Raw genomic sequence first — 20,121 nt, 5'->3', positions numbered from 1 at the left:
GCGCTGCAGGGTGAGGGCCGCGACTCGTTCGCGGGTGAAGCGCCGGGCGTTGTCCAGGCAGACCGCCGCCCTCGCCACCAGGTCCTCGGCGAGGGACAGGTCGTCCTCGTCGAAGCTCTCGGGGGTCTCCCGAAGGCGGGTGAACCACACCACGCCGAGGGTCGTGCCCCTGGCCTTCACCGGGACGAGGATCCATGAGTGGGTGCCGAGCCGCCGGACCTTCGCCTGCCGCTCGGGGGTCTGGTCGATGTAGCTGCGGATCGGCGGGGCCGCGTTGGTCCGGTACAGCGCGGACCGGCCGGTGGCCAGGCACAGGGCGGCCGGCGAGTTCGCGAGGTACACGTCCGCCTCGCCGGCGGCCTCCTGGGCCGTGGTGACCCCCTCGGACAACGTCAGTTCCGCGATGCGTCGCAGTTGCGCTGGGCCGGCCAGCGGCCCGGGAGCGGGTTCCTCGCCCCGCAGTATGAGCTCCAGCAGATCCACGCGGGCCTTGTCGGTGAACCTGGGTACGGACACCTCGGTGAGCTCGCGTGCGGTCTGTGCCATGTCGAGGGTGCTGCCGATGTGCAGGCTCGCGTCGTTCAGCAAGGAGAGCCGCTCGCGGACACGGCGCCTCTCGGTCACATCACCCACGAGAGCACAGACCCCGAGTGTGTGGCCCTCCGCGTCTCGCAGCGGCGTCGCCGAGACGCTGAACACACGGGATCCGAGCCCGGTCAGGGCGGTGCCCTTGAGCTCGCTGACCTGCTCCTCCCCCGTGGCCATGGCCAGCCGCATCCGCTCCTCCCACTCCACGGCGTCGGGGCCGGCGAGGACCTCCGTCAACCGGCGCCCGCGTCGTGCCTCGTCCGGCAGGCCGCTGAGGCGGTGCATCGCGGCACTGTGCCACACGCTGCGCAGATCGGTGTCGTACACCGTGAGGGCCAGGGGCGAGTCCTGCAGGACCCAGCCGGACAGCGACTGCCGCAGGCGCTCCGTTTCCGGCCCTGAAGGCGGAGCGATGAGCAGGACGGTGCCGGACTCTCCGCCGGGACCGTCCGGCCCCGGGGCGAGGGGGTGGCGGGTGACGGCCACGGCCAGCCGGTGCCCGTCCTTGTGGCGCACGCGGTGCTCCTGGTGCCGCCCGCCGTGCTCCGCGGCCCCCTCGCCCCCGGCGGGCTCCCCGCCCGCGAGCACGGAGGCGTCCAGGAGCTCCGCGACGGACCGGCCGCACGCCTCGGCGCTGGTGTGACCGAGTAGGCGTTCCGCTCCGGGCGTCCACCCGATGACCAGGCCCCGCCGGTCGATCACGACCACTCCGATCGACGGATCGACATCCATGCAGTCAAGAGTCGCGCCGGAAATGTTCATAATCAACCAGAATGGCCACCAGTGGCGTGATGGGTACACGCCGCTTCGCTCCATGTGAGCTCGGTGCGGGCCAACGTGATGAGGGCGGCCCCGACGGCACGGGCCTGTTCGGTGATCAGCCGATCGCAGGTACGTCCCGTCACGAACCGCAGTGTCTGGTCCGGATCGAGGGCGAACCACGCACCGACGGTGCGCAGGCCGTGCGGGGTCAGCCGCCAGAGCTTGTCGGCGTCCTTCACCACGGCGTCGTCCAGGTCGAGGGCGTCCCGGCGGGTGTCGTGCCCGTCGATGATGGCGACGATCCGCTCGATGTCCCGCGCCGGGTGGCCGACATCGGCGAGGATGCGGGCGGCGATGGCGGCGCCCTCGGTCTCGTGCCTGCGTATCGTCTCGTGCCCGGTGGTTCCGGACCGCCCCGCGATGGCGGGCAGGATGTCCGCGGGGTCCACCGTCTTCCAGCCGGTGTCGTGCAGGAGGACGGCGGGCAGGACGACCTCCTCCCGTGCGCCCGGGAGGGTGTCCACCAGCGCGGCCGCCAGCGCGAAGGCGTACAGCGAATGGGCGTCGTTGTCGCGCACGTCCAGGTAGGGAAGGGCGCGGTCCCAGATCTCCCGCCGGACGCCGGTCAAGGGCACGCGTGAGAGAAGCGTGTGGCCCGGGGGGATCTCCGAGGAGGCGAGTGGAAGCGTCGACAGCGGCTCGCGGGAGGGACTGTCGGAAGTCATGACGTCTCCTGTTCGTAGGCGCGGTCAGCCGGTCAGCCGGTCAGTCGAGAAGGGTGACCGTGCCGGCCGTGCCGTCCACACGGATCCGCCGGCCGGACGCGATGCGGGTGGACGCCGAACCCGTCCCTGTGACGGCGGGCAGGGAGTACTCGCGGCAGACGATGGCGGCGTGTGACATGACTCCCCCGATGTCGGTGACGGTCGCGCGGACCTTCCCGAAGGCCGCCGCCCAGCTCGGCGCCGTGACCGGCGCGACCAGGATGTCCCCTTCCTGGAGGAGGTCCAGCTCGTCAGGGCTGCGGATCACCCGGGCCGTGCCCTCGGCGACGCCAGGAGAGGCGGCCATGCCGGTCAGGTCGCCCAGGTCGCCGGGGGCTGCCAGCCATGACCGGACCCGCTCACTGGTGATGCCCCACAGCATGACGCTGAACGGCTCGGTGATCGCTCGCGGTGGCTCGTTCAGCGCCGGTTCGGGGTTCTGCCGGGCGAGCGTGGCCACGATCCGGCGTCGCCGTTCCACCTCCGGTGGCCAGAGGCCGGGACCGACCGGTTCGACGCCGATCGCCCAGCTGGACGCGTGGTCGAACAGCGCGGTCCGGACTTCGTCACGCGTGAGGTAGAACATGTCATCGGCGCCGGGCCAGAACCCCGCCCGGTGCAGCAGGGCGGACAGCTCCCTGGCCTTGCGCCAGAAGACGCCCATCGTCCAGTGCTCGATGTAGAAGTTGTGGTTCTCCACATAGGGGTAGACCTGGCGGGCGAGGCCCAGTTTCGCCTCGAAGTCGGCACGCGCCGGGGAGTCGAGCAGGGCCGCGTACTCGCCGGTGACCCGCTCGCGCTCGGCGGCGAGTTCGGCGAGGCGCCGGTCGATGGCCTCGCCCCGCCGCAGGCGCAGGATGTAGTCGCGGACGTACCCCAGGGGAAGCGAGGGTGTGTCCCTCCAGTACCGGTCGTCGCTGTAGAGACCGTTGCCCGAGGTGAAGTTGAACCAGGGATCGCGGGCGGCGTTCCAGGCGTCGAGCCATTCCCGGCCGCCCGGATCGCGGCTGAGGAGGTCCAGGGTGTGCTCCCCCGGATCGGGCACGGTCAGTGCCTTGTCGACGCCCAGCCGGACAGCGAGTCTCGCCAGCTTCCTGAGCTCGTCGTCCGGGCGGAACAGCTCCATCTCCACGCCCGTGACCATCGCCGCGATGCCCTGGTCCGGGATGTCCGGGAACCACTGCTTGCAGAACTGGAAGAAATCCAGGTAGGCCGCGTAACCGAGGTTCAGGAACTCGAAGTGGTACTGCCAGGCGTGGTGGCACAGGGCGAGGAGCCGGTCGTACCCGTCGAGCAGGGCATCGGCGGCACCCAGGCCACTGCCCGCTTCGATGTCCTCGTACGGCTGGACCTCCGGCAGTTCGCCGAAGCTGATCGACTCCAGTTCACGGATGGTGCCGAGGACCTTGCCCTTCCAGTTCTCCAGCAGGCTGTCCCAGTTCGCGTAGTAGTAGCCGGCGCGTTCCAGGAACTGCGGCACGCGGGCGGGGATCCGGCTGTCCGGCGCGGCCACCGGGCTCAGGTAGACGTAGCCCTGGTGGATGCGGAACATGACGCCGTACGCGGGCGGTACGGCGAAGTGGCGGGTGTTGAACTGGCCCAGTCCCTTGAACGCGAGCTCGGTGACGACCGTCTCGAACGGCTTGACCACGGTGGGCCAGTGCTGGCTGTCGCGGAACCAGAAGCGTCCCTCCTCGGCCGAGCGCCGCCGGGGCTGGAAGACCATGTAGTACGGGTACAGCTCCTCCCAGCCCTCCGCGCCGGCGGGGGTGGGCATCGTGTAGGGGCTTGGGAACGCCGTGCGTGAGGCCGTTGTCATGACGCTGTTCCTTCTTCGCCGGCGGGCAGCCTCCCGGGGCCGAGCAGGGTGCCGACGATGCTGGAGACGCCCGCGCCCCGGCCGATCGGAGCAGGTGTCCCCAGCCGGCTGGACCACACCGTCTCGGGCCGAGTCTGGAGCAGTACCACGCCCGCGGAGGCCCGCCGGTGGCGGCCGATGGCCCACTCGATGTCCTGAGCGAAGCCGTAGTACCGCTCGACGGTCTTGGCCAGGCGGGCGACCTCGACGACCTCCGTCGGATCCAGGCAGGGGATCCGCCGGCGGCCCTCCTCGACATCCCGCCGGACGAGCCCGTGCCCGTCGGAGGCGGGGACCAGTTCCTGGTGCTTCGGCGACACGGTCGTCCGTACCGTCGTGAGCAGCACCTTGTCCACCAGGTAGGCGTCCGGGGTCACCTGGCCGGACACCATGAGCTGCCCCAGCCCCCAGATCGCCTCCACGACGATCTTCGAGGGGTCACCGACGGCCGGATTGACGGTCACGGCGGCGCCGGAGGTACGGGCGTCGACCATCTGCTGCACCCCGACCGCCATGCGCAGCCCTCCTTGGCGCATCCCGTGGATCGCGCGGTAGACGATCGCGCGGTCCGTCCACAGGCTCGCCCAGCAGCGCCGAACGGCGTCGAGGACGGCGTCGGCGCCCCGGATCCAAAGGAACGTGTCGTGCTGACCGGCCCAGCTCGCGTCCGGCGAGTCCTCCTGCTCGGCGCTCGACCGGACGGCCACCGCGGCGTCCGGGCAGTCGACGGACCGGCAGAATTCCTCGTACGCGGCCGTCACCGCCGACGCGACCGGAAAGGGCACAGGCGCCTCCGCCACCATGCGGCGGATCTCGGCCCCGCGCGCCGCCGCGGCACCCGGATCGGCATCGAGCCCAGCGACGGCGGCGTCGAGGGCCCAGCGCAGCCCGTCACCGTCGAGCAGCGCCTCGAAGGCGTCCGTGGTCACCACGAAACCGGGCGGCACGGGAGCACCGGCCCTGGTCATCACGGCCAGCGCGGCACACTTGCCGCCAAGCCTGTCGGTCCCGGACCGGGCGTAGGCGTCGAACGCGACGGTGTATGGAGGGCTCACGGCTCTTCACCCCGCTGCCACGGATCGCGTGCCGTCGGCATCTGCCATGCCCACTGCGCTGAAGGCATGGCCCTGAACGCCAGCCTAGGGCGCCCGTCGCTCTCCCGCACCAGACCGTGCCCGGGCGGTGCGGGGTCAACCCCACGCGGACCGCCTACGACGGAAGCCCACGGCATGCACTGGTGCATGCCGTGGGCTTCCTCTGTCTCACCGGTCGGCGAGACCGCCGGTCAGTACACCGGCTTGTCCGGTTCGATCTGGTTGACCCAGCCGATGACGCCGCCGCCGACGTGGACGGCGTCCGAGAAGCCCGCCGACTTCAGGACGGCGAGGACCTCCGCACTGCGGACGCCCGTCTTGCAGTGCAGGACGATCTTCTTGTCCTGCGGAAGGCCCTCGAGGGCGGTGCCCATGAGGAACTCGTTCTTCGGGATCAGCCGGGCGCCCGGGATGGAGACGATCTCGTACTCGTTGGGCTCGCGGACATCGATGATCTCGATGCTCTCGCCCTCGTCGATCCACTCCTTGAGCTGCTTCGGAGTGATCGTGGAGCCGGCGGCCGCCGCCTGGGCCTCCTCGGAGACGACGCCGCAGAAGGCCTCGTAGTCGATGAGCTCGGTGACGGTCGGGTTCTCGCCGCAGACGGCGCAGTTCGGGTCCTTGCGGACCTTGACCTGGCGGTACTGCATCTCCAGGGCGTCGTAGATCATCAGGCGGCCGACCAGCGGCTCGCCGATGCCCGCGAGGAGCTTGATGGCCTCGTTGACCTGGATGGAGCCGATGGACGCGCACAGCACGCCCAGGACGCCGCCCTCGGCGCAGGAGGGGACCATGCCGGGGGGCGGGGGCTCCGGGTAGAGGCAGCGGTAGCAGGGGCCGTGCTCGGACCAGAAGACCGAGGCCTGACCGTCGAAGCGGTAGATGGAACCCCAGACGTACGGCTTGTTCAGCAGCACGCACGCGTCGTTGACCAGGTAGCGGGTCGCGAAGTTGTCCGTGCCGTCGACGATCAGGTCGTACTGGCTGAAGATGTCCATCACGTTGTCGGCCTCGAGCCGCTCCTGGTGAAGGATCACGTTCACGTACGGGTTGATGCCCTTGACACTGTCACGCGCGGACTCGGCCTTGGAGCGTCCGATGTCGGACTGGCTGTGGATGATCTGGCGCTGCAGGTTCGACTCGTCGACCTCGTCGAACTCCACGATGCCGAGCGTGCCGACGCCCGCGGCGGCCAGGTACATCAGCGCCGGCGAGCCCAGGCCGCCGGCGCCCACACAGAGCACCTTGGCGTTCTTCAGCCGCTTCTGCCCGTCCATCCCGACGTCCGGGATGATCAGGTGGCGGGAGTACCGGCGGACCTCGTCTACGGTGAGCTCAGAAGCGGGCTCGACCAGGGGTGGCAGCGACACGGGGACTCCGTTGGTCGGTCAAACAGTACGGTTGTTCTTCCCGTAACACTGCCACGGCCTTTTTCATTCCGAGACACCCGTTCCGACACGCGAGACGATTTCGTCCCAGTAACCGGGCATGCCCTGCCAGGGGTCGGCGCGGCCGCCGCGGTCCGTGCGATCGGTGAACCAGATCGTCGCCGCGCCCTGCCAGCGGGCGATGCGCAGCGCCTCGTCCAGGTGGCCGCGGGGCACACCGTGCACGAAGTGGCAGAAGCGGTCCGGCGGGTAGTCGGCGGTCCACTCGGCGACCTGCGACCAGCGGTAGTCGCTCCAGGCTCCGGAGAAGGTCACCAGCTGGTCGGCGTTCTCGGCGTAGCCCGGATACGGATGGGTGCCGTGGCCGAGGACGATGTGCGCGTCGTCGCGGATCACACGGAGGGTGGTGACCGTGCGGCGGACCCCGCCGAGCGCGGCGCGTTCGGCGGGGCAGCGGTCCAGCAGGAAACCGTCGGTCCGGTACCAGTCGAGGAAGCGGTGCGCGTCGGCGATCAGCTCGCCGAAGGCGCGGGCGCCGTACGCGAGGTCCAGGTGACCGAGGACGCGGACTCCGGCGTTGCGCAGCCGGCCCGCCGCCTGCAGGCAGTCCGGGTCGGGGCGGACGCCGGGGCCCTGGGCCACGTCGAGGACGACCCAGTCCAGGGGCGTGCCGGGCCGGGTCAGTCCGGCCCACTCGGTCCGGGCGACGAGGGGGTGGGCGTAGCCGGGCACGCCCAGGCCGGTGCGGACGCCGGTGCTCGCCGTGCCCGGCCTGGTGCCGGTCACATGCGGCATGCCGCCTCCATCCAGATGTCGGCCAGGGACTCCTCGAGGTTGATCCGCGGCCGCCAGCCGAGCCGGTCCCGTGCGGTCCGCACGTCGGCCTGCTGCCAGCTGCCGCAGCCGTCCGGGTACGGGTACGCGACCGGGGAGTGGTCGCCGTCGGGGCGGGGGTGGCCGATGGGGGCCCGGAGCGGTCCGGGCGGCCCGTCGAGTTCGTGCAGGGCGCCGCCGTACCCGGCCACCCGGGCCAGGACGGAGGCGGCGTCCCTCAGCCGCACGGCGCGACCGGAGCCGATGTTGATGACTCCCTGCGCGGCGGACAGCGAGGCGGCGTGGACGGCGCGGGCGACGTCGCGTACGTCGACGAAGTCCCGCTGCACACCGAGGCCGCCGAGCTTGAGCTCGCCGTCGCCGGACTGCATGGCGCGGCGCATCGCCTCGGCGAGGCGGCCGAGCGGGGAACCGGCCGGCGTACCGGGGCCGACGGGCGAGAAGACGCGGAGCACGACGGCGTCGAGGCCGGAGCCGAGGACCAGTTCGGTGGCCGCGAGCTTGCTGACGCCGTACGGGCCGCCGGGGCGGGGCACGGCGTCCTCGGCGGTCGAGGAGCCGGGCTGGCTGGGGCCGTACTCGGAGCCGCATCCGATCTGCACCAGCCGGGCCACGCAGCCGCTGCGCCGCATGGCTTCGCAGACCGTGGCGACGGCGACGGTGTTGTGCCGGGTGAGCTCGCGGGCACCGCCGCGGGTGGCGCCCGCGCAGTTGATGACGACGCCCGGGTGAACCGCGTCGAGGAAGCGGGTGAGGGCACCGGGGCTGCCCGTGGCGAGGTCGAAGCGGACGTCGGCGTCGTCGCCGCGGCCGAGTGCGGTGAGCTGGACGGCCGGGTCGGCGAGCAGGCGGTCGGCGACGAAGCGGCCGAGGTAGCCGTTGGCTCCGATCAGCAGGACTCTCATCGGGCGGCTCCCGGGGTGCGTGCTCCGGATGCTCCGGTGGCTCCGGACGCTCCGGGTCGGGAGGTGGTCATCTGGTGTTCTCCTTCAAGGGGGTGGTGCGGTTGCCTCCGGCGGTGGGCCGGCGCCTGCGGCTGGGTGGTCAGAGCACTGGACGGCCTCCATGGGGCGGGAGCCGGTCGTGGGTCCGTCATGTCCGGTGTCGGGTCCCGTCTGCCGTCGGGTTCTCCGTCCGGCCCGTCGGGTCTTCCGTCCGGCTCGTCGGGTGTTCCGTCCGGCCCGTCGGGTGTTCCGTCCGGCCCGTCGGGTGTTCCGTCCGGCCCGTCGGGTCGTCCGCCGGTGCGTGGGCCGAGGCCCGGGTCAGGGTGCGGCCTGCGTGGACCAGCAGGACCAGGGCCGCGATCGCGCAGGCGAGAGTGGGTACGCCGCCCGGGCCCCAGGTGTCCACGAGGGACTCGACGGGGGCGGCCAGGAAGGGGCGTCCGGTCAGGCGGCCCGCGAGGACCAGGACGGGGGCCGCGGCCTCGGTCGCGGCCGCGACGGCCAGGGCGAGGGCCGGGGCGTGGCGGTGGCGGTGGACGGCGAGCAGGCGGGCCGGCAGGAGGAGAGCGCCCAGGGCGAGGGCCTGGGGGTGGTTGGCCGGCTGGTGCAGGGCTGCGCCGCAGAGGGCGAGCAGCGCCGCGAGGGCGGCGAGGTAGAGGACGAGCGTGCCGAACAGCAGCGGTCGCGCGGCGGCGGAGAACTCCTCCAGGCCCCGGCTGGCCGCGAGTCTGCGGCGGGCCCGCACGGTGAACAGGTGGGCGCACCAGGCCGCCGGGGCGCAGCTCAGGACGAGGGCCAGGACGGGTGCGGTGGCCAGGAGCCAGGGGCCGTCCGCCGTGCCGTTCGGCAGCCCGTCGGGGCCGCCGTCGAGGGCGGCCCGGAGCAGCCCGTCGCCGAGCAGGGCGTAGGCCAGCAGCCAGGCGGTCGACAGACGTGTGCCGGTCGCCGTGCGCCACGCGCGCGTGCCGGCCGGTGTGCTCAGCGGGCCCCGGCGCAGGGCCGCGCGTAAGGCGAGGAGCACGGCGAGGAGTCCGGCGGCGGCGACCAGGAGACGCGGCCGGTCAGGGGTGAGCTGCAGTCCTGTCACCAGCGCCGCGCCGAGGGCGCCGGGCAGGAGGGTGAGCAGCGCCCAGCCTAGGCGGGCCCGGGGAGGGGTGGTGGCGCCTGCGGGCGGAAGGGTTTCGCCGTCGCGGGACACGCGCGCGAACATCTCCTCGGCGAGGGAGAAGACGTCCCGGTGCCGGAAACGTGCGGCGGTCCGGTCGGTGACGCCGTGTGCCTCGAGGCCCGCCGCGATCTCCAGCGGGTCCACGGCCCCTTCGCACAGCTCCCGGTGACGGTGCATCAGCGTCTTGACCGGGTCGGCGGCCCCCCGGCGACGGGCCGGCCCGCGGCTGCCCTCGTCCTCGGCGCCGCCGTGGGCCCATGCTCCGGGGCCGTCGGGGACTGCTGGGTGGTCCAGTTCCTCCAGGCTGCTCATCGCGCCCCCTCCGTCGCCGCCGGCCCGGTGGCCTGTGCCAGCGCGCGGCCGTCGGGCCGTCCCGGGCCGCCACGGCCGCCGTCACGGGCCGCGGGGTCGGGCCGGCGGACGGGCACGTGGGCCTCGGCGGGGACGGCGAACGGGAGGGGGTCACCGGTCCTGTCGAGCACCATGCGGCGCACGGGGCAGTGCGCGACGATCTCCAGGTAGATGCGGTGGAACGCCGCGATGTTCTGCTCGACGGTGAACAGTTCGAGTGCGCGGGCGCGGGCCGCGGCGCCCAGGCGCGCACGACGCTCGGGGTCGCGGAGCAATGCCACGCATGCCTCGGCGAGCGCCCGCGGATTGCGTGGGGGGACGACGAGTCCGGTGCCGCCGACGGCCTCGACCACCGCGCCGACGTCCGTGGACACCGTGGCCCGGCCGCAGAGCATGGCCTCGACCAGGCTGATCGGGAAGCCCTCGACGACGCTGGAGAGGACGACGACGGTGCCCGCCGCGTAGGCGTCGGCGAGGGTGGGCGCCTCCGGAGCGCCGATCTCCTCGAAGGAGACCGGGTTCTCGCCGACCGCGTGGGCGCCCGTCGCCTCGTCCGGGAAGAGCTGGGCGGCGAGCACCTTGCAGTGGCCCAGGTATTCCCGGGCCTCGTGTCCGGTCGCCGCGCCCACGATGCGCAGCCGTGCCTCGGGCTCGGTCCTGCGCACCTCGGCGAAGGCGTGCAGCAGCGACACGAGGTCCTTGGCGGGGTCCACCCTGCCGACCCAGACCAGCGTGTCGGGGTCGGCGCGGTCCGGGGACTCGCCGGCCTCCGCGAAGCGGGACGCCTCCAGCCCCGGGTAGACGGTGCGGATCCGGGCGCGGTCCGCGCCGCAGCGCTCCTGCCAGCGGCGGGCGTGTGCGTTGCCGGGCGTGATGATCGCGGCCCGCCGGTAGACCTCGGTGGCGAGCAGCCGGTGGAAGGCGGCGAGCAGGGATCGTACGGCCGGGGCCGCGGTGCCGGGGCCGGCGGCCAGGTAGTGGGAGCGCAGCTGTACGCCGTACTCGGTGACCAGCAGCGGCACCTCGCAGAAGTGACCGGCGAGGAGTCCGGTCAGGGCCGCCGGGCCGCCGGTCGCCGCGTGGCACAGGTCGACCGAGCCGAGGCTGTCGTCCGCGTACCAGTCGAGGGAGAGGGGGCGCAGGATGCGCTCGAGACGGGCGGCGACAGTGAGCAGTTCGGGAACGCGGGCCTCGCGCGCCGCACGCTGGGCGCCGGGCGCGCGACAGGCGCGCTCGAGGGCGCGCACGGCGGTTTCGGAGCGCAGCGCGCCGGGTAAACCGCCCTGCTCGCGGGCCAGTTCGGCGAGTTCGAACAGAGCATTGCCGAAACGGTCCGTCAGGTGAGTCGAGGCGGCAGAGGCGGCAGAGGCGGCAACGGAGATCCCGTCGGAGGCCGTGCCCAGGGCCGCACCGGAGGCAGTGCCCGGGGCGGCGTCGGAGGCGGCGTCCGGCCCGGCGCAGACGGCCGCGGCGAGTTCGCCGTAGCACTCGGTGAAGCGCCGGCGCGCGCGCCTGCCGTATGCCACCCCGTCGCCCTCGGCGGTCCACAGCGGTGCGGTGCGCACCCGGCTGACGTGCGGTGGAAGCGGGACCCACCCCTCGTCCTCCTGCCGCCGGCTGCGACTGAGCGCGTAGATGTCGAACTCGTGCTGCCCGAGCCCGCGCACGAGCCGGTCGCACCAGAGTCCGGCGTCACCGCCCACATACGGGTAGCCACCCTCCGTCAGCAGTCCGATGCGCACGTGTGCACCCCCGATCTCACGTCTGGCCGGCCGCCGTCGTCCCGGCGGCTCGCAGCGGGACGAACGTATGCGGACAAGCCGGTGGCGCGACGGACGGTTGTCCATCGCGCCACCAAAAGGGGTGAACGGGCGTAACTTTCCCGTGCGGGTCGCGTTCTGTCGCGCTAGGAGATCGGCCGGACGCGTTCGGTCATGCCGCGGCCGGTTCCCGGCGGGCGGCCCGCCGCTCGGCCGCGACCTCGGGGTCGAGGGCGGGTACGGCGGCCAGCAACTGCTCGGTGTACGGGTCCTGCGGGTTGCCGTACACCTCGTCGGCGGGTCCGGACTCCACGATCCGCCCGCGGCGCATCACCGTGACCCGGTCGCTCACCTGCCGTACCACGGCGAGGTCGTGCGCCACGAAGACCAGCGCGAGTCCGAGTTCCCGCTGCAGCTCACCGAGCAGGGCCACCACCTGGGCCTGGGTGGTGACGTCCAGGGCGGAGACGGGTTCGTCGCAGACGATGACGCGCGGGTCGGCCGCGAGCGCCCGCGCGATGCCCACGCGCTGGCGCTGGCCGCCGCTGAACTCGTGCGGGTAGCGGTCGTAGTGCGCCCCTTCGAGCCCCACGCGTTCCAGCAGTTCCGTCACCCGCCCGCGGATACGCTCCTCGTCCCGGTCCCCCCGCGCGCGCAGCGGGTCGGCGATGGACTCGCCCACGCTGCGGCGGGGGTTGAGGGAGGAGACGGGGTCCTGGAAGACCATCTGCACGGCCGGGTTCACACCACGAACCGCACGGCCCTCGAAGCGGACCTCGCCCGCCGTCGGTTCCAGCAGTCCCACGAGCATGCGCCCGAGGGTCGTCTTGCCGCTGCCGCTCTCACCGACGACGCCCAGGGTCTCGCCCCGGCGGACGGTCAGGGACACGTCGTCGACGGCCGTGACGGCACCCTTGCCCCGGCCGAACTCGCGCCGCAGGCCGGTCGCCTCCAGCACGACCTCCTCGGTCGCCCGCGAGGCGGCGCGCGGCGCGTCCACACGGGGCACCGCGCCGAGCAGCTCCCTGGTGTACGGCTCGGCGGGCGCGGTCAGGACGGAGCCGACCGAACCGTGCTCGACCGCCTTGCCGTGCCGCATGACCAGCACCTCGTCGGCGCTCTCGGCGGCCACGCCGACGTCGTGGGTGACGAGGAGCAGGCCCATGCCGGTCTCCTGGCGCAGGCTGTGCAGCAGGTCGAGGATCTGGGCCTGGACGGTCACGTCGAGGGCGGTGGTCGGCTCGTCGGCGATGAGCAGCTCCGGCTCGCACGCCAGTGCCATGGCGATCAGGGCGCGCTGGCGCATTCCGCCGCTGAACTCGTGCGGGCGGGAACGGGACCGCCGTGACGCGTCCGGGATGCCGACCCGGTCCAGCACCTCGACGGCACGCGCGCGTGCCGCCCGCCGTGACGCGCGCGTGTGCACGCGGTACACCTCGGCGATCTGGTCGCCGACCGCGTAGTACGGGTCGAGCGAGGACAGCGGGTCCTGGAAGACCATGGCGGCCTTCGCCCCGCGCAGCCGCCGCAGTTCCTCGTCCGAGGCCTGCTGCACATCGGTACCGGCCACCCGCACCGAGCCGCCGACCCGGGCTCCCGTGCCCCGGTGCAGGCCCAGCAGGGCGCCCGCGACCGTGGACTTGCCGGATCCGGACTCGCCGACCAGGGCGACGGCGGCACCGGGCTGCAGCCGGAACGAGAGCCCGTCCACGGCCCTGAGGGACCCGAACGCGACGGTCAGGTCCGTCACTTCCACCAGGCTCATGCGAGCACCACCCGTCGGTCGGCCACCGCGTACAGCACGTCCGCGACGGCGTTGGCGAGGACCACGAAGAAGCCGACGACCAGGACCATGCCGACGACCACCGGCAGGTCGACGACGTTCACCGCGTGCACCAGCTCCTGGCCGATGCCGGGCAGGCCGAAGAGGGTCTCGGTGAGGACCGCGCCACCGATCGCCGAGCCGACGTTGTTGGCGTTCAGCGCGATGACGGGCGCCAGCGCACCGCGCAGCGCGTGCCGTCCGACGATCGACCGCTCCCCCACGCCGTAGGCGCGGAAGGTGCGGATGTGGTCCTCGGCGAGCGTCTCCAGCATCGCCGCCCTGGTCAGGCGGGCGAACGCGGCGGCCTCGATCAACGCGAGCGACAGCCAGGGCAGCAGCAGGTTCCACGCCCACTGCTCGGGGTCGTCGGTGAGGTTCACGTACTGCGGGAAGGGCAGCAGCTGGAGTTCGCCGCAGACGACGATCATCAGGATCAGGCCGATGACGAAGACCGGCGTGGCCCAGCCCGCCAGCGTGAGCGCGGTCAGCACCCGTTCGGTGAGCCTGCCGCGCCGCCAGGCGGAGAGGACGCCGGTGCCGACGCCGAGGACGAGCCAGATCACCATCGCGCCGGCGACCAGCGACAGGCTGACCGGGAGCTTCGTCAGGATGATGTCGGTGACCTGCTGGTCGGTCTGGTACGACAGCCCCAGGCAGGGCGCCGGGCAGTGCGCCACCGACGTTCCAGTCGAATAGTCCTGGCCCGCGACGAGGCCCACCAGGAAGTGCCAGTACCGCAGGTACAGCGGGTCGTCGAGCCGGAGCTGCTGGGCGACCTGGTGCACCTGTTCCGGCGAGCAGCGCGGGCCGCAGGTGATCTGGGCGACGTTGCCGGGGGTGGCGTAGAAGACGACGTAGACGATCACCGAGATGGCGAGCAGGGTGACCAGTGCGCCCACGGTGCGGCGCAGCACGAAGCCTGCGATGCCGTTCATGCCTTCCCCTCCCGTTTCCGGCCGGTGCCGACGCGCAGGCGGGAGGCCGCGCGCGGGTCGAGGGCGGTGCGCACGCCGTCGCCGAGGACGGTGAGGGCGAGGACGGTGACGAACAGCGCGCCCGCGGGCAGCAGCAGGTACTGGGGCGCCGCCTGGTACCAGACGTCGGCGGCGGTGAGCATCTGCCCCCAGGACGGTGTCGGCGGCTTGACGCCCACTCCGAGGAAGGACAGGGCCGCCTCGATGGAGATGTTCGTGGGGACGAGCAGCGCCGCGTAGGTGATCACGGGGGCGGCGAGACCCGGCAGGAGTTCGCGTCGGGCGATGTGCCAGGTGCCCCAGCCGCTCAGCCGGGCGGCGGAGACGTGGTCGAGCCCCTTCAGCGTGAGTGTCTGGGCGCGCACGATCTTCGCGGTGTTGCCCCAGGCGATGAGGCCGATGACCAGCGTGACCAGGACGGGCCGCGGGAAGCTCGACGGGACGATCGCGAGCAGCGCCAGGGACATGATCATCAGCGGCATGGAGACGATGATGTCGGTGGCCCGGCTCAGCAGTTGGTCGACCCAGCGGTTGCCGAGCGCGGCGGCCACCCCGATGGTGACGCCGAGGGCGATCTGCACGACCGTCGCCGCCAGCGCGACCCCGAGGGACACCCGCGCGCCGTACACCAGCCGTGCGAACAGGTCGCGACCGGTCTGCGGCTCCACGCCGAGCCAGTGGTCGGCGCCGGCGCCGCCGAACGTGCCGACGGGCACGCCACCGCGCGCGGAGTCGATGAGGGAGGGGTGGTACGTGGTGGGGTCCTGGCCCTCCAGGGCGGTGAGCAGCGGCGCGGCGAGCGCGACCAGGACGAGCAGGGCGACGACGGCCGCCGCGACGAGGGCGGCGCGCTGCTGCCGCAGCCGCCGCCAGAACTGACGGGCCCCCGAGGCCGCCGGGGCGGACGCGTCCGCCCCGGCGGCCTCGACGGCGACGAGTGCCTCGCTCACGGTGCTACTTCACCGCGACCTGGGAGATGTCCAGGACGCCGGTCCAGTCGCTGATCACGACGTTCTTGACGTCCTTGCCGACCAGGCGCTTGTAGACGGGGTGGAACAGCGGCACGACGAGGGCCTGCTCGCCGATCTTCTTGTCCAGCGCGCCCCATCGCTCGGCGGCGGCCCGGAGGTCGGTCAGCTTGTTGATCGCGTCGATCTCGTCGTCGACCGACTTGTCGTTCAGCTGCCCGGTGTTGAAGTTGGCGCCGTCCTTGACGATCTGGCGGCCGTCGAAGATCGGGGCGAGGAAGGGACCGCCGGAGGGCCAGTCGGCACCCCAGTGGGCGAGGAAGAGACCGGGCTCCGCCTTCACGCTGTGGATCCTGTCCCGGTAGTCGTTGTCCTCCAGGCCCTGCAGCTTGACCGTGATGCCGGCCTTCTTCAGCGCGTCCTGGACGGCGGTCGCGATCTCCGGGCTGGTCTCGAAGTCCTTGCTGTTGGAGTGCGTGAGGGTGATGGTGAGCCCGGACTTGTAGCCGGCCTCCTTCAGCAGCTCCCTGGCCTTCGCCGGGTCGCCGGTCCTTCCTGCCGGGAAGGGGTCGTACGGCGTGTGGCCGAAGGACTTCTGGTCCGGCAGGAAGGTGGTCGCGGGCTCGGCCAGCGCCGAACCGCCCGCGGCGTTGATGACGGAGGACCGGTCGATGGCGTAGGCGACCGCCTGGCGCACCTTGGCGTTGTCGAAGGGCTTCACCTTCGGGTTGAACGCGAGGTAGTCGGTGTAGCCGAAGTGGCCGGTGCCCACGCGCGCGGCCAGTTCCCTGTCGCCGGTCACCTTGGCGAGTTCGGCCGGGCCGAGGTTGGTGTCGGTGGTGACCGCGGTGGCGTCCGCGCCCTGGGACGCGGACAGCCGCTGGTTGATCACGGAGGAGTCCAGCCCGGACCGTACGTCGACGGTGTCGGGGTATGCCTTGCGCTCGGCGTCGACGGCCGTCGACCAGTACTTGTTGCGCTCCAGGACCAGGTGTTCGCCGTCGTTCTCGTTCTTGACGACCTTGTACGGGCCCGAGGAGATCGGGTGGCTCTCGTACTTGGTGCCGGTGTCCTTGCTCTTCGGGACCGGCGTGAACTGGGTCTGCGTGGCCAGGTACGGGAACTCGCCCTCGGGCTTGTTCAGATGGAAGACGATGGTGCGGCTGTCCGGCGTCTCGATGGCGGACAGGCCCTTCTTGTCCTTGTACGGCCCCTGGTAGTCCGCCGCGCCGACCAGCCAGTCCCTCAGGTAGGGCGCGCCGCCGGAGAGTTCGGGGGCGAAGGAACGCTCGACGCCGTACTTGATGTCGGCCGAGGTGATGGGGGTGCCGTCCTCGTACTTGAGGCCCTTCTTCAGGGTGTACGTCCACACGGTCGCGTCCTTGTTCGGGCGTCCGGTGTCGGTGGCCAGGTCGGGGACGACCTTGGCGCCGGCCGCGCCATTCTCGCGGTTGCGGGTGGTGAGCGTACGGAAGACGAGGGACGGGACGTTGCCGCCGCCGGAGGTGTAGAGGCGGGCGGGGTCGAAGTCCGTCTGCGGCTGGGAGTTGAGGACCGTGAGGGTGCCGCCCTTGTGGGGCGTGGAGTCACCGCCGGAGGCCTTGGCATCGTTGTCCTTCGGCCCGCACGCGGCGGCGCCCGCTGCCACGACCAGGCTGACGGATGCCGCGGCCAGGCGGCGGGCTCTGATGGACGGTTGACGCATCGGAATGACGACCTCTCGGATGATGAGACAGATGGACGAGGGGTGAGACGAAAATGAACAGACGTCTGCCCCGGCGCCGGGTCGTCGAAAAAACCGTGACCGGGTCACGGAGAGGTAAGGGAACGTCGCGACGCGAACGCCAGGAGGCGGCGTCAGCGACAGTGGATGTCGGCCACGCAGAGCGCGGTCACGCCGATGAGCGCCAGCTCGAAGGCGGCGCTGCTGTCGACGGCATGACTGGACCACATGCGCAGAAATATGAACGAACTTTCGGCGCGTGTCAATGTGACGTAAGCGCTCTCCGTCAACGCTTGGGAAACGGCCACGGGTTGGGCAGGCAGTGGATCCCGTCGTGGTTCAGGAACTTGGTCTGCTGCTGCATCACCGGGGCCAGTTCACCGTCCTTGTCGCAGGTGACGTGGCCGTAGCCGAGCCGGTGGCCGACCTCGTGGTTGATGAGCATCTGGCGGTAGGGGTGGATCTCGTCGCCGTAGGTCTTCGAGCCCTGCGCCCAGCGGTAGGCATTGATCATCACGCGTTCGGTGGCGGCCGAGTCGCAGGACACGTTGTCCTCGGTCGTGTCCAGGCCCGACTTGGCGCACCACTCGGCGGTGGTCCCCGGGCTGGCGAGCGTGATCACGAAGTCGGGCTTGCCGGAGGAGACCCGCTCGAAGGTGCGGGCGCCGTCGTGGGCCCAACTGCGGTCGTCGTTGAGGGTCTTCTGCACGGCCTCGGCGAAGAGCCCGCCGTCCAGACCGAGTCCCTGCTCGACGTCCACGCGGTAGGTGTACTTCCGCCCCTTGCCAGGGGCCTTGTCCGCACCGGGGACCGGGGCGAACTTCCCCGGGCCCTTCAGGGTGGCGCTCAGCGGGTACTTCTCGTCCATCTTCTGCGCGTACGTCAGCGTCGCCACGCCCGGGGCTCCGGAGGACCCGCGCGAGGCGGAGTCGCCGGCGCCGCGGGTTCCGTCGGCGGCGGTCCCGGACCGTGCGGCGGAGCCGTTCCGGCCGTCGGCGACCTGCCCGGCCACGATCACCGCGAGCACGGTGGTCACGGCGGCCGCCGCGATACCGGCGAACGTGCGCCCCTTGGTTCCCTTCGCCTGCTTGGGCTCACCGGCCGGCGACATGACGCCGTCCGCGCCGGCGGTCTCGGCGGCGGGGCCGTACGCATCGGCGCGCTGCCTGGCGACTCCCGGCCGGGGTGCGAAGCCGTCGCCGCCCTCGTCGAAGGCGTCCAGGTACTCCTTCCGGGGCCCACCGGGACCCCCTTGCCTCGGCACGCCGGTCCCGGGCCCGGGCGCGCCGGGACGCACGGGCCGCCTGCGGAAGTCGCCCCAGCCGCCGCCGGGTTCCCGCTGCTCGGGGTGACCGCCACGGGCCTGGGGGCCGTCGTGGCCGGCGGGGCCGCCGGGAGCCCGGGGCGCGCCACCGGCCGGAGCTCCGTCCGCCGGACGCGGCACACCACGGGCAGGCGTGCCGTCGGCCGGACGCGGAGTCCCCTTCACCGGAGTGCCGTTGTCCGCGCGCGGACCCCCCTGAGCGGGCCCGCCACCCGGCATCCGCGGCACACCACGGGCAGGCGTGCCGTCAGGGCGACGCGGCAGACCACGGGCAGGCGTGCCGTCGGAGAGTCGGGGAGCCCCCTTCTCGGGTGTGCCCTCGGGTACGCGCGGCCCGCCGTATGCCGGTCCCCCGCCCAGCGGGGCACGGCGCTGTCCGGGCAGCGGCACGGGCGCGGTGTCCGGGCGGGCACCCGGCATCGCCGGCCGGGCCGTGCCCGGCTCGTGCCGGTCCGGCGTCGGCCCGGGGCCGCGGTCGTTCCCGGCGGAGGTCTGTGCGGTTGTCTCCGCGGAGTCACCGTTGGGTGCCTTCCCGCGGCGGCTGTGGCGTCCCACCTCGCCCCTCAGCCCCCCGCACCCGTGACGGCGCCGTCGTCCCCGGAGTCCGCACCGGCGGCACCCGGGGCTCCCGAGTCCGTGCCCGAGCCCGCGGCGGCGTCCCGCGCCGGTCCCAGGTCCCCGACCTCGGCGAGGAGTTCCCGGACCGCCGCGCCCACCGTCTCCGGGTACTCCATCATCGCCACGTGCCCGGCGTCCGGGAGCGACAGCAGACGGGAGTCGCGGAAGGCGCGGGCCGCCTTCTGGGCCATGCGGTAGCCGACCAGCTGGTCACGGCCGCCGTAGATCAGCAGCGTCGGGGCGAGGACCCGCTCGGCCTGGCGCCACAGTCCGTGCTGGCCGCCGAGCGTGTAGGCGTTCACGATGCCGCGCGCGGAGCGTGTCATGGCGTCCCAGAAGTACGGCAGCCGCAGCCGCCGCTCGAGCTCCTCCACGGCGTGCCGGAACGCCTCGGGCGACACCCGCCCGGGGTCCCCGTAGCACAGGGCCATGACGCCGCGGACGCGCTGCTCGGCCGTCCACTCCTTGGTGAACCGGGTGAAGAGCGCGGCGATGCCGGGCACGCCCAGCAGCCCCGTCGGCACCGCCGTCCGTTGCACACGCAGTTCGGGGAGGGCGGGCGAGACCAGGGTGAGGGTCCGTACGAGATCGGGCCGGACGGCGGCCACGCGCGTGGCGACCGCGCCGCCCAGGGAGTTACCGAAGAGGTGGACGGGACCGCGCCCGGCGGCGTCGAGATGACGGATCACCGCACGCGCGTGTGCGGTGACGGAGTAGTCGCCGTCGTCCGGTGGCGGGGAGTCCCCGAAGCCCGGGAGGTCGACCGCCTCGCCGTCGAGGACGCCGTCGAGCTCGAGCATCAACGCCGACCAGTTCTGCGAGGAACCGCCGAGCCCGTGGACGTAGAGCGCGGGCGGCAGCCCCTCGCGCGCGGGCGGCCGGGACCGGACCGTCAGCGTGACCCCCGGCAGCCTCACCGTCCTGAGCCGCTCGCCCTCCGCGACCCTGACGGGCGACACCCTGGGAAGGACGCTCGCGGCCGGGACGGACGGCAACTCGGTCGAAGACATGCAGCAATGTTACGAGACGATCACGTAGTGGTTCATGTGTTCGCCGTCACAGAGTGGAACGCTCCTCTCCGGTCAGTCACTGGTGAGCCGCACGACGATCGGCGGCACACGGCATAGCGTCCGCATCGGGTGTCTCCTACGCTCATACACAGGGCACCCGCATGTGGC

Annotated in this window: 16 protein-coding genes; all 16 read right to left on the bottom strand. The window is 72.5% G+C overall.

Translation table 11 applies throughout. The annotated features are described in order from the left end of the window. Positions 1–1,320 (bottom strand): PAS domain-containing protein (locus ACWC21_RS25865; RefSeq protein ID WP_450885204.1); only part of this gene is annotated, 1,320 nt, incomplete at its 3' end. Between the two features lie 32 nt (positions 1,321–1,352). Further along, entirely contained in the window at positions 1,353–2,075 is a 723-nt protein-coding gene (locus tag ACWC21_RS25860) for an HD domain-containing protein (protein ID WP_450885203.1), read from the bottom strand. A gap of 40 nt (positions 2,076–2,115) precedes the next feature. After that, the gene (locus ACWC21_RS25855) at positions 2,116–3,933 is read right to left on the bottom strand and encodes a PEP-utilizing enzyme (protein WP_450885202.1); all 1,818 of its coding nucleotides are present in this window, start codon (positions 3,931–3,933) and stop codon (positions 2,116–2,118) included. Further along, a complete protein-coding gene (locus tag ACWC21_RS25850) occupies positions 3,930–5,027 on the bottom strand; it encodes a PEP/pyruvate-binding domain-containing protein (RefSeq protein ID WP_450885201.1) in 1,098 nt (365 codons plus the stop codon). Before ACWC21_RS25850 ends, ACWC21_RS25855 begins: the two co-directional genes overlap by 4 nt. 230 nt (positions 5,028–5,257) lie before the next feature. Next, on the bottom strand, positions 5,258–6,436 hold the full coding sequence (gene moeZ / locus ACWC21_RS25845) for an adenylyltransferase/sulfurtransferase MoeZ (protein ID WP_450885200.1): 1,179 nt from the start codon (positions 6,434–6,436) through the stop codon (positions 5,258–5,260). A gap of 63 nt (positions 6,437–6,499) precedes the next feature. Then, positions 6,500–7,249, bottom strand: coding sequence for a spherulation-specific family 4 protein (locus ACWC21_RS25840; protein WP_450885199.1), 750 nt, complete (start codon positions 7,247–7,249; stop codon positions 6,500–6,502). Then, the gene (locus tag ACWC21_RS25835; protein ID WP_450885198.1) at positions 7,237–8,193 is read right to left on the bottom strand and encodes an NAD-dependent epimerase/dehydratase family protein; all 957 of its coding nucleotides are present in this window, start codon (positions 8,191–8,193) and stop codon (positions 7,237–7,239) included. The genes ACWC21_RS25840 and ACWC21_RS25835 overlap by 13 nt, the downstream gene beginning before the upstream one ends. A 187-nt stretch (positions 8,194–8,380) precedes the next feature. After that, positions 8,381–9,712, bottom strand: a complete 1,332-nt coding sequence (locus ACWC21_RS25830; RefSeq protein ID WP_450885197.1) for a hypothetical protein — start codon at positions 9,710–9,712, stop codon at positions 8,381–8,383. After that, positions 9,709–11,493, bottom strand: coding sequence for a DUF3492 domain-containing protein (locus tag ACWC21_RS25825; protein WP_450885196.1), 1,785 nt, complete (start codon positions 11,491–11,493; stop codon positions 9,709–9,711). The genes ACWC21_RS25830 and ACWC21_RS25825 overlap by 4 nt, the downstream gene beginning before the upstream one ends. 190 nt (positions 11,494–11,683) lie before the next feature. Next, the gene (locus tag ACWC21_RS25820; protein WP_450885195.1) at positions 11,684–13,276 is read right to left on the bottom strand and encodes a dipeptide ABC transporter ATP-binding protein; all 1,593 of its coding nucleotides are present in this window, start codon (positions 13,274–13,276) and stop codon (positions 11,684–11,686) included. Continuing rightward, positions 13,273–14,271, bottom strand: coding sequence for an ABC transporter permease (locus tag ACWC21_RS25815; protein WP_450885194.1), 999 nt, complete (start codon positions 14,269–14,271; stop codon positions 13,273–13,275). Before ACWC21_RS25815 ends, ACWC21_RS25820 begins: the two co-directional genes overlap by 4 nt. Next, positions 14,268–15,260, bottom strand: coding sequence for an ABC transporter permease (locus tag ACWC21_RS25810; protein ID WP_450885193.1), 993 nt, complete (start codon positions 15,258–15,260; stop codon positions 14,268–14,270). The genes ACWC21_RS25815 and ACWC21_RS25810 overlap by 4 nt, the downstream gene beginning before the upstream one ends. Positions 15,261–15,264: 4 nt before the next feature. Beyond that, positions 15,265–16,983: an ABC transporter substrate-binding protein gene (locus tag ACWC21_RS25805; protein ID WP_450885192.1), complete on the bottom strand. Its 1,719-nt coding sequence runs from the start codon at positions 16,981–16,983 to the stop codon at positions 15,265–15,267. 152 nt (positions 16,984–17,135) lie between these two features. After that, positions 17,136–17,231 carry an Ms4533A family Cys-rich leader peptide gene (locus ACWC21_RS25800; protein WP_450885191.1) on the bottom strand — a complete coding sequence of 32 codons (96 nt, stop codon included), beginning with the start codon at positions 17,229–17,231 and terminating at the stop codon, positions 17,136–17,138. A gap of 56 nt (positions 17,232–17,287) precedes the next feature. Then, a complete protein-coding gene (locus tag ACWC21_RS25795) occupies positions 17,288–18,880 on the bottom strand; it encodes a DUF3152 domain-containing protein (RefSeq protein WP_450885190.1) in 1,593 nt (530 codons plus the stop codon). 8 nt (positions 18,881–18,888) lie between these two features. Beyond that, positions 18,889–19,953 carry an alpha/beta fold hydrolase gene (locus ACWC21_RS25790; protein WP_450885189.1) on the bottom strand — a complete coding sequence of 355 codons (1,065 nt, stop codon included), beginning with the start codon at positions 19,951–19,953 and terminating at the stop codon, positions 18,889–18,891. Positions 19,954–20,121 lie beyond the last annotated feature (168 nt).

Source organism: Streptomyces sp. NPDC001348 (assembly GCF_053597535.1).
The sequence above is the reverse complement of the archived record's forward strand: the minus strand, read 5'-3'. Positions and strand labels throughout refer to the sequence as shown.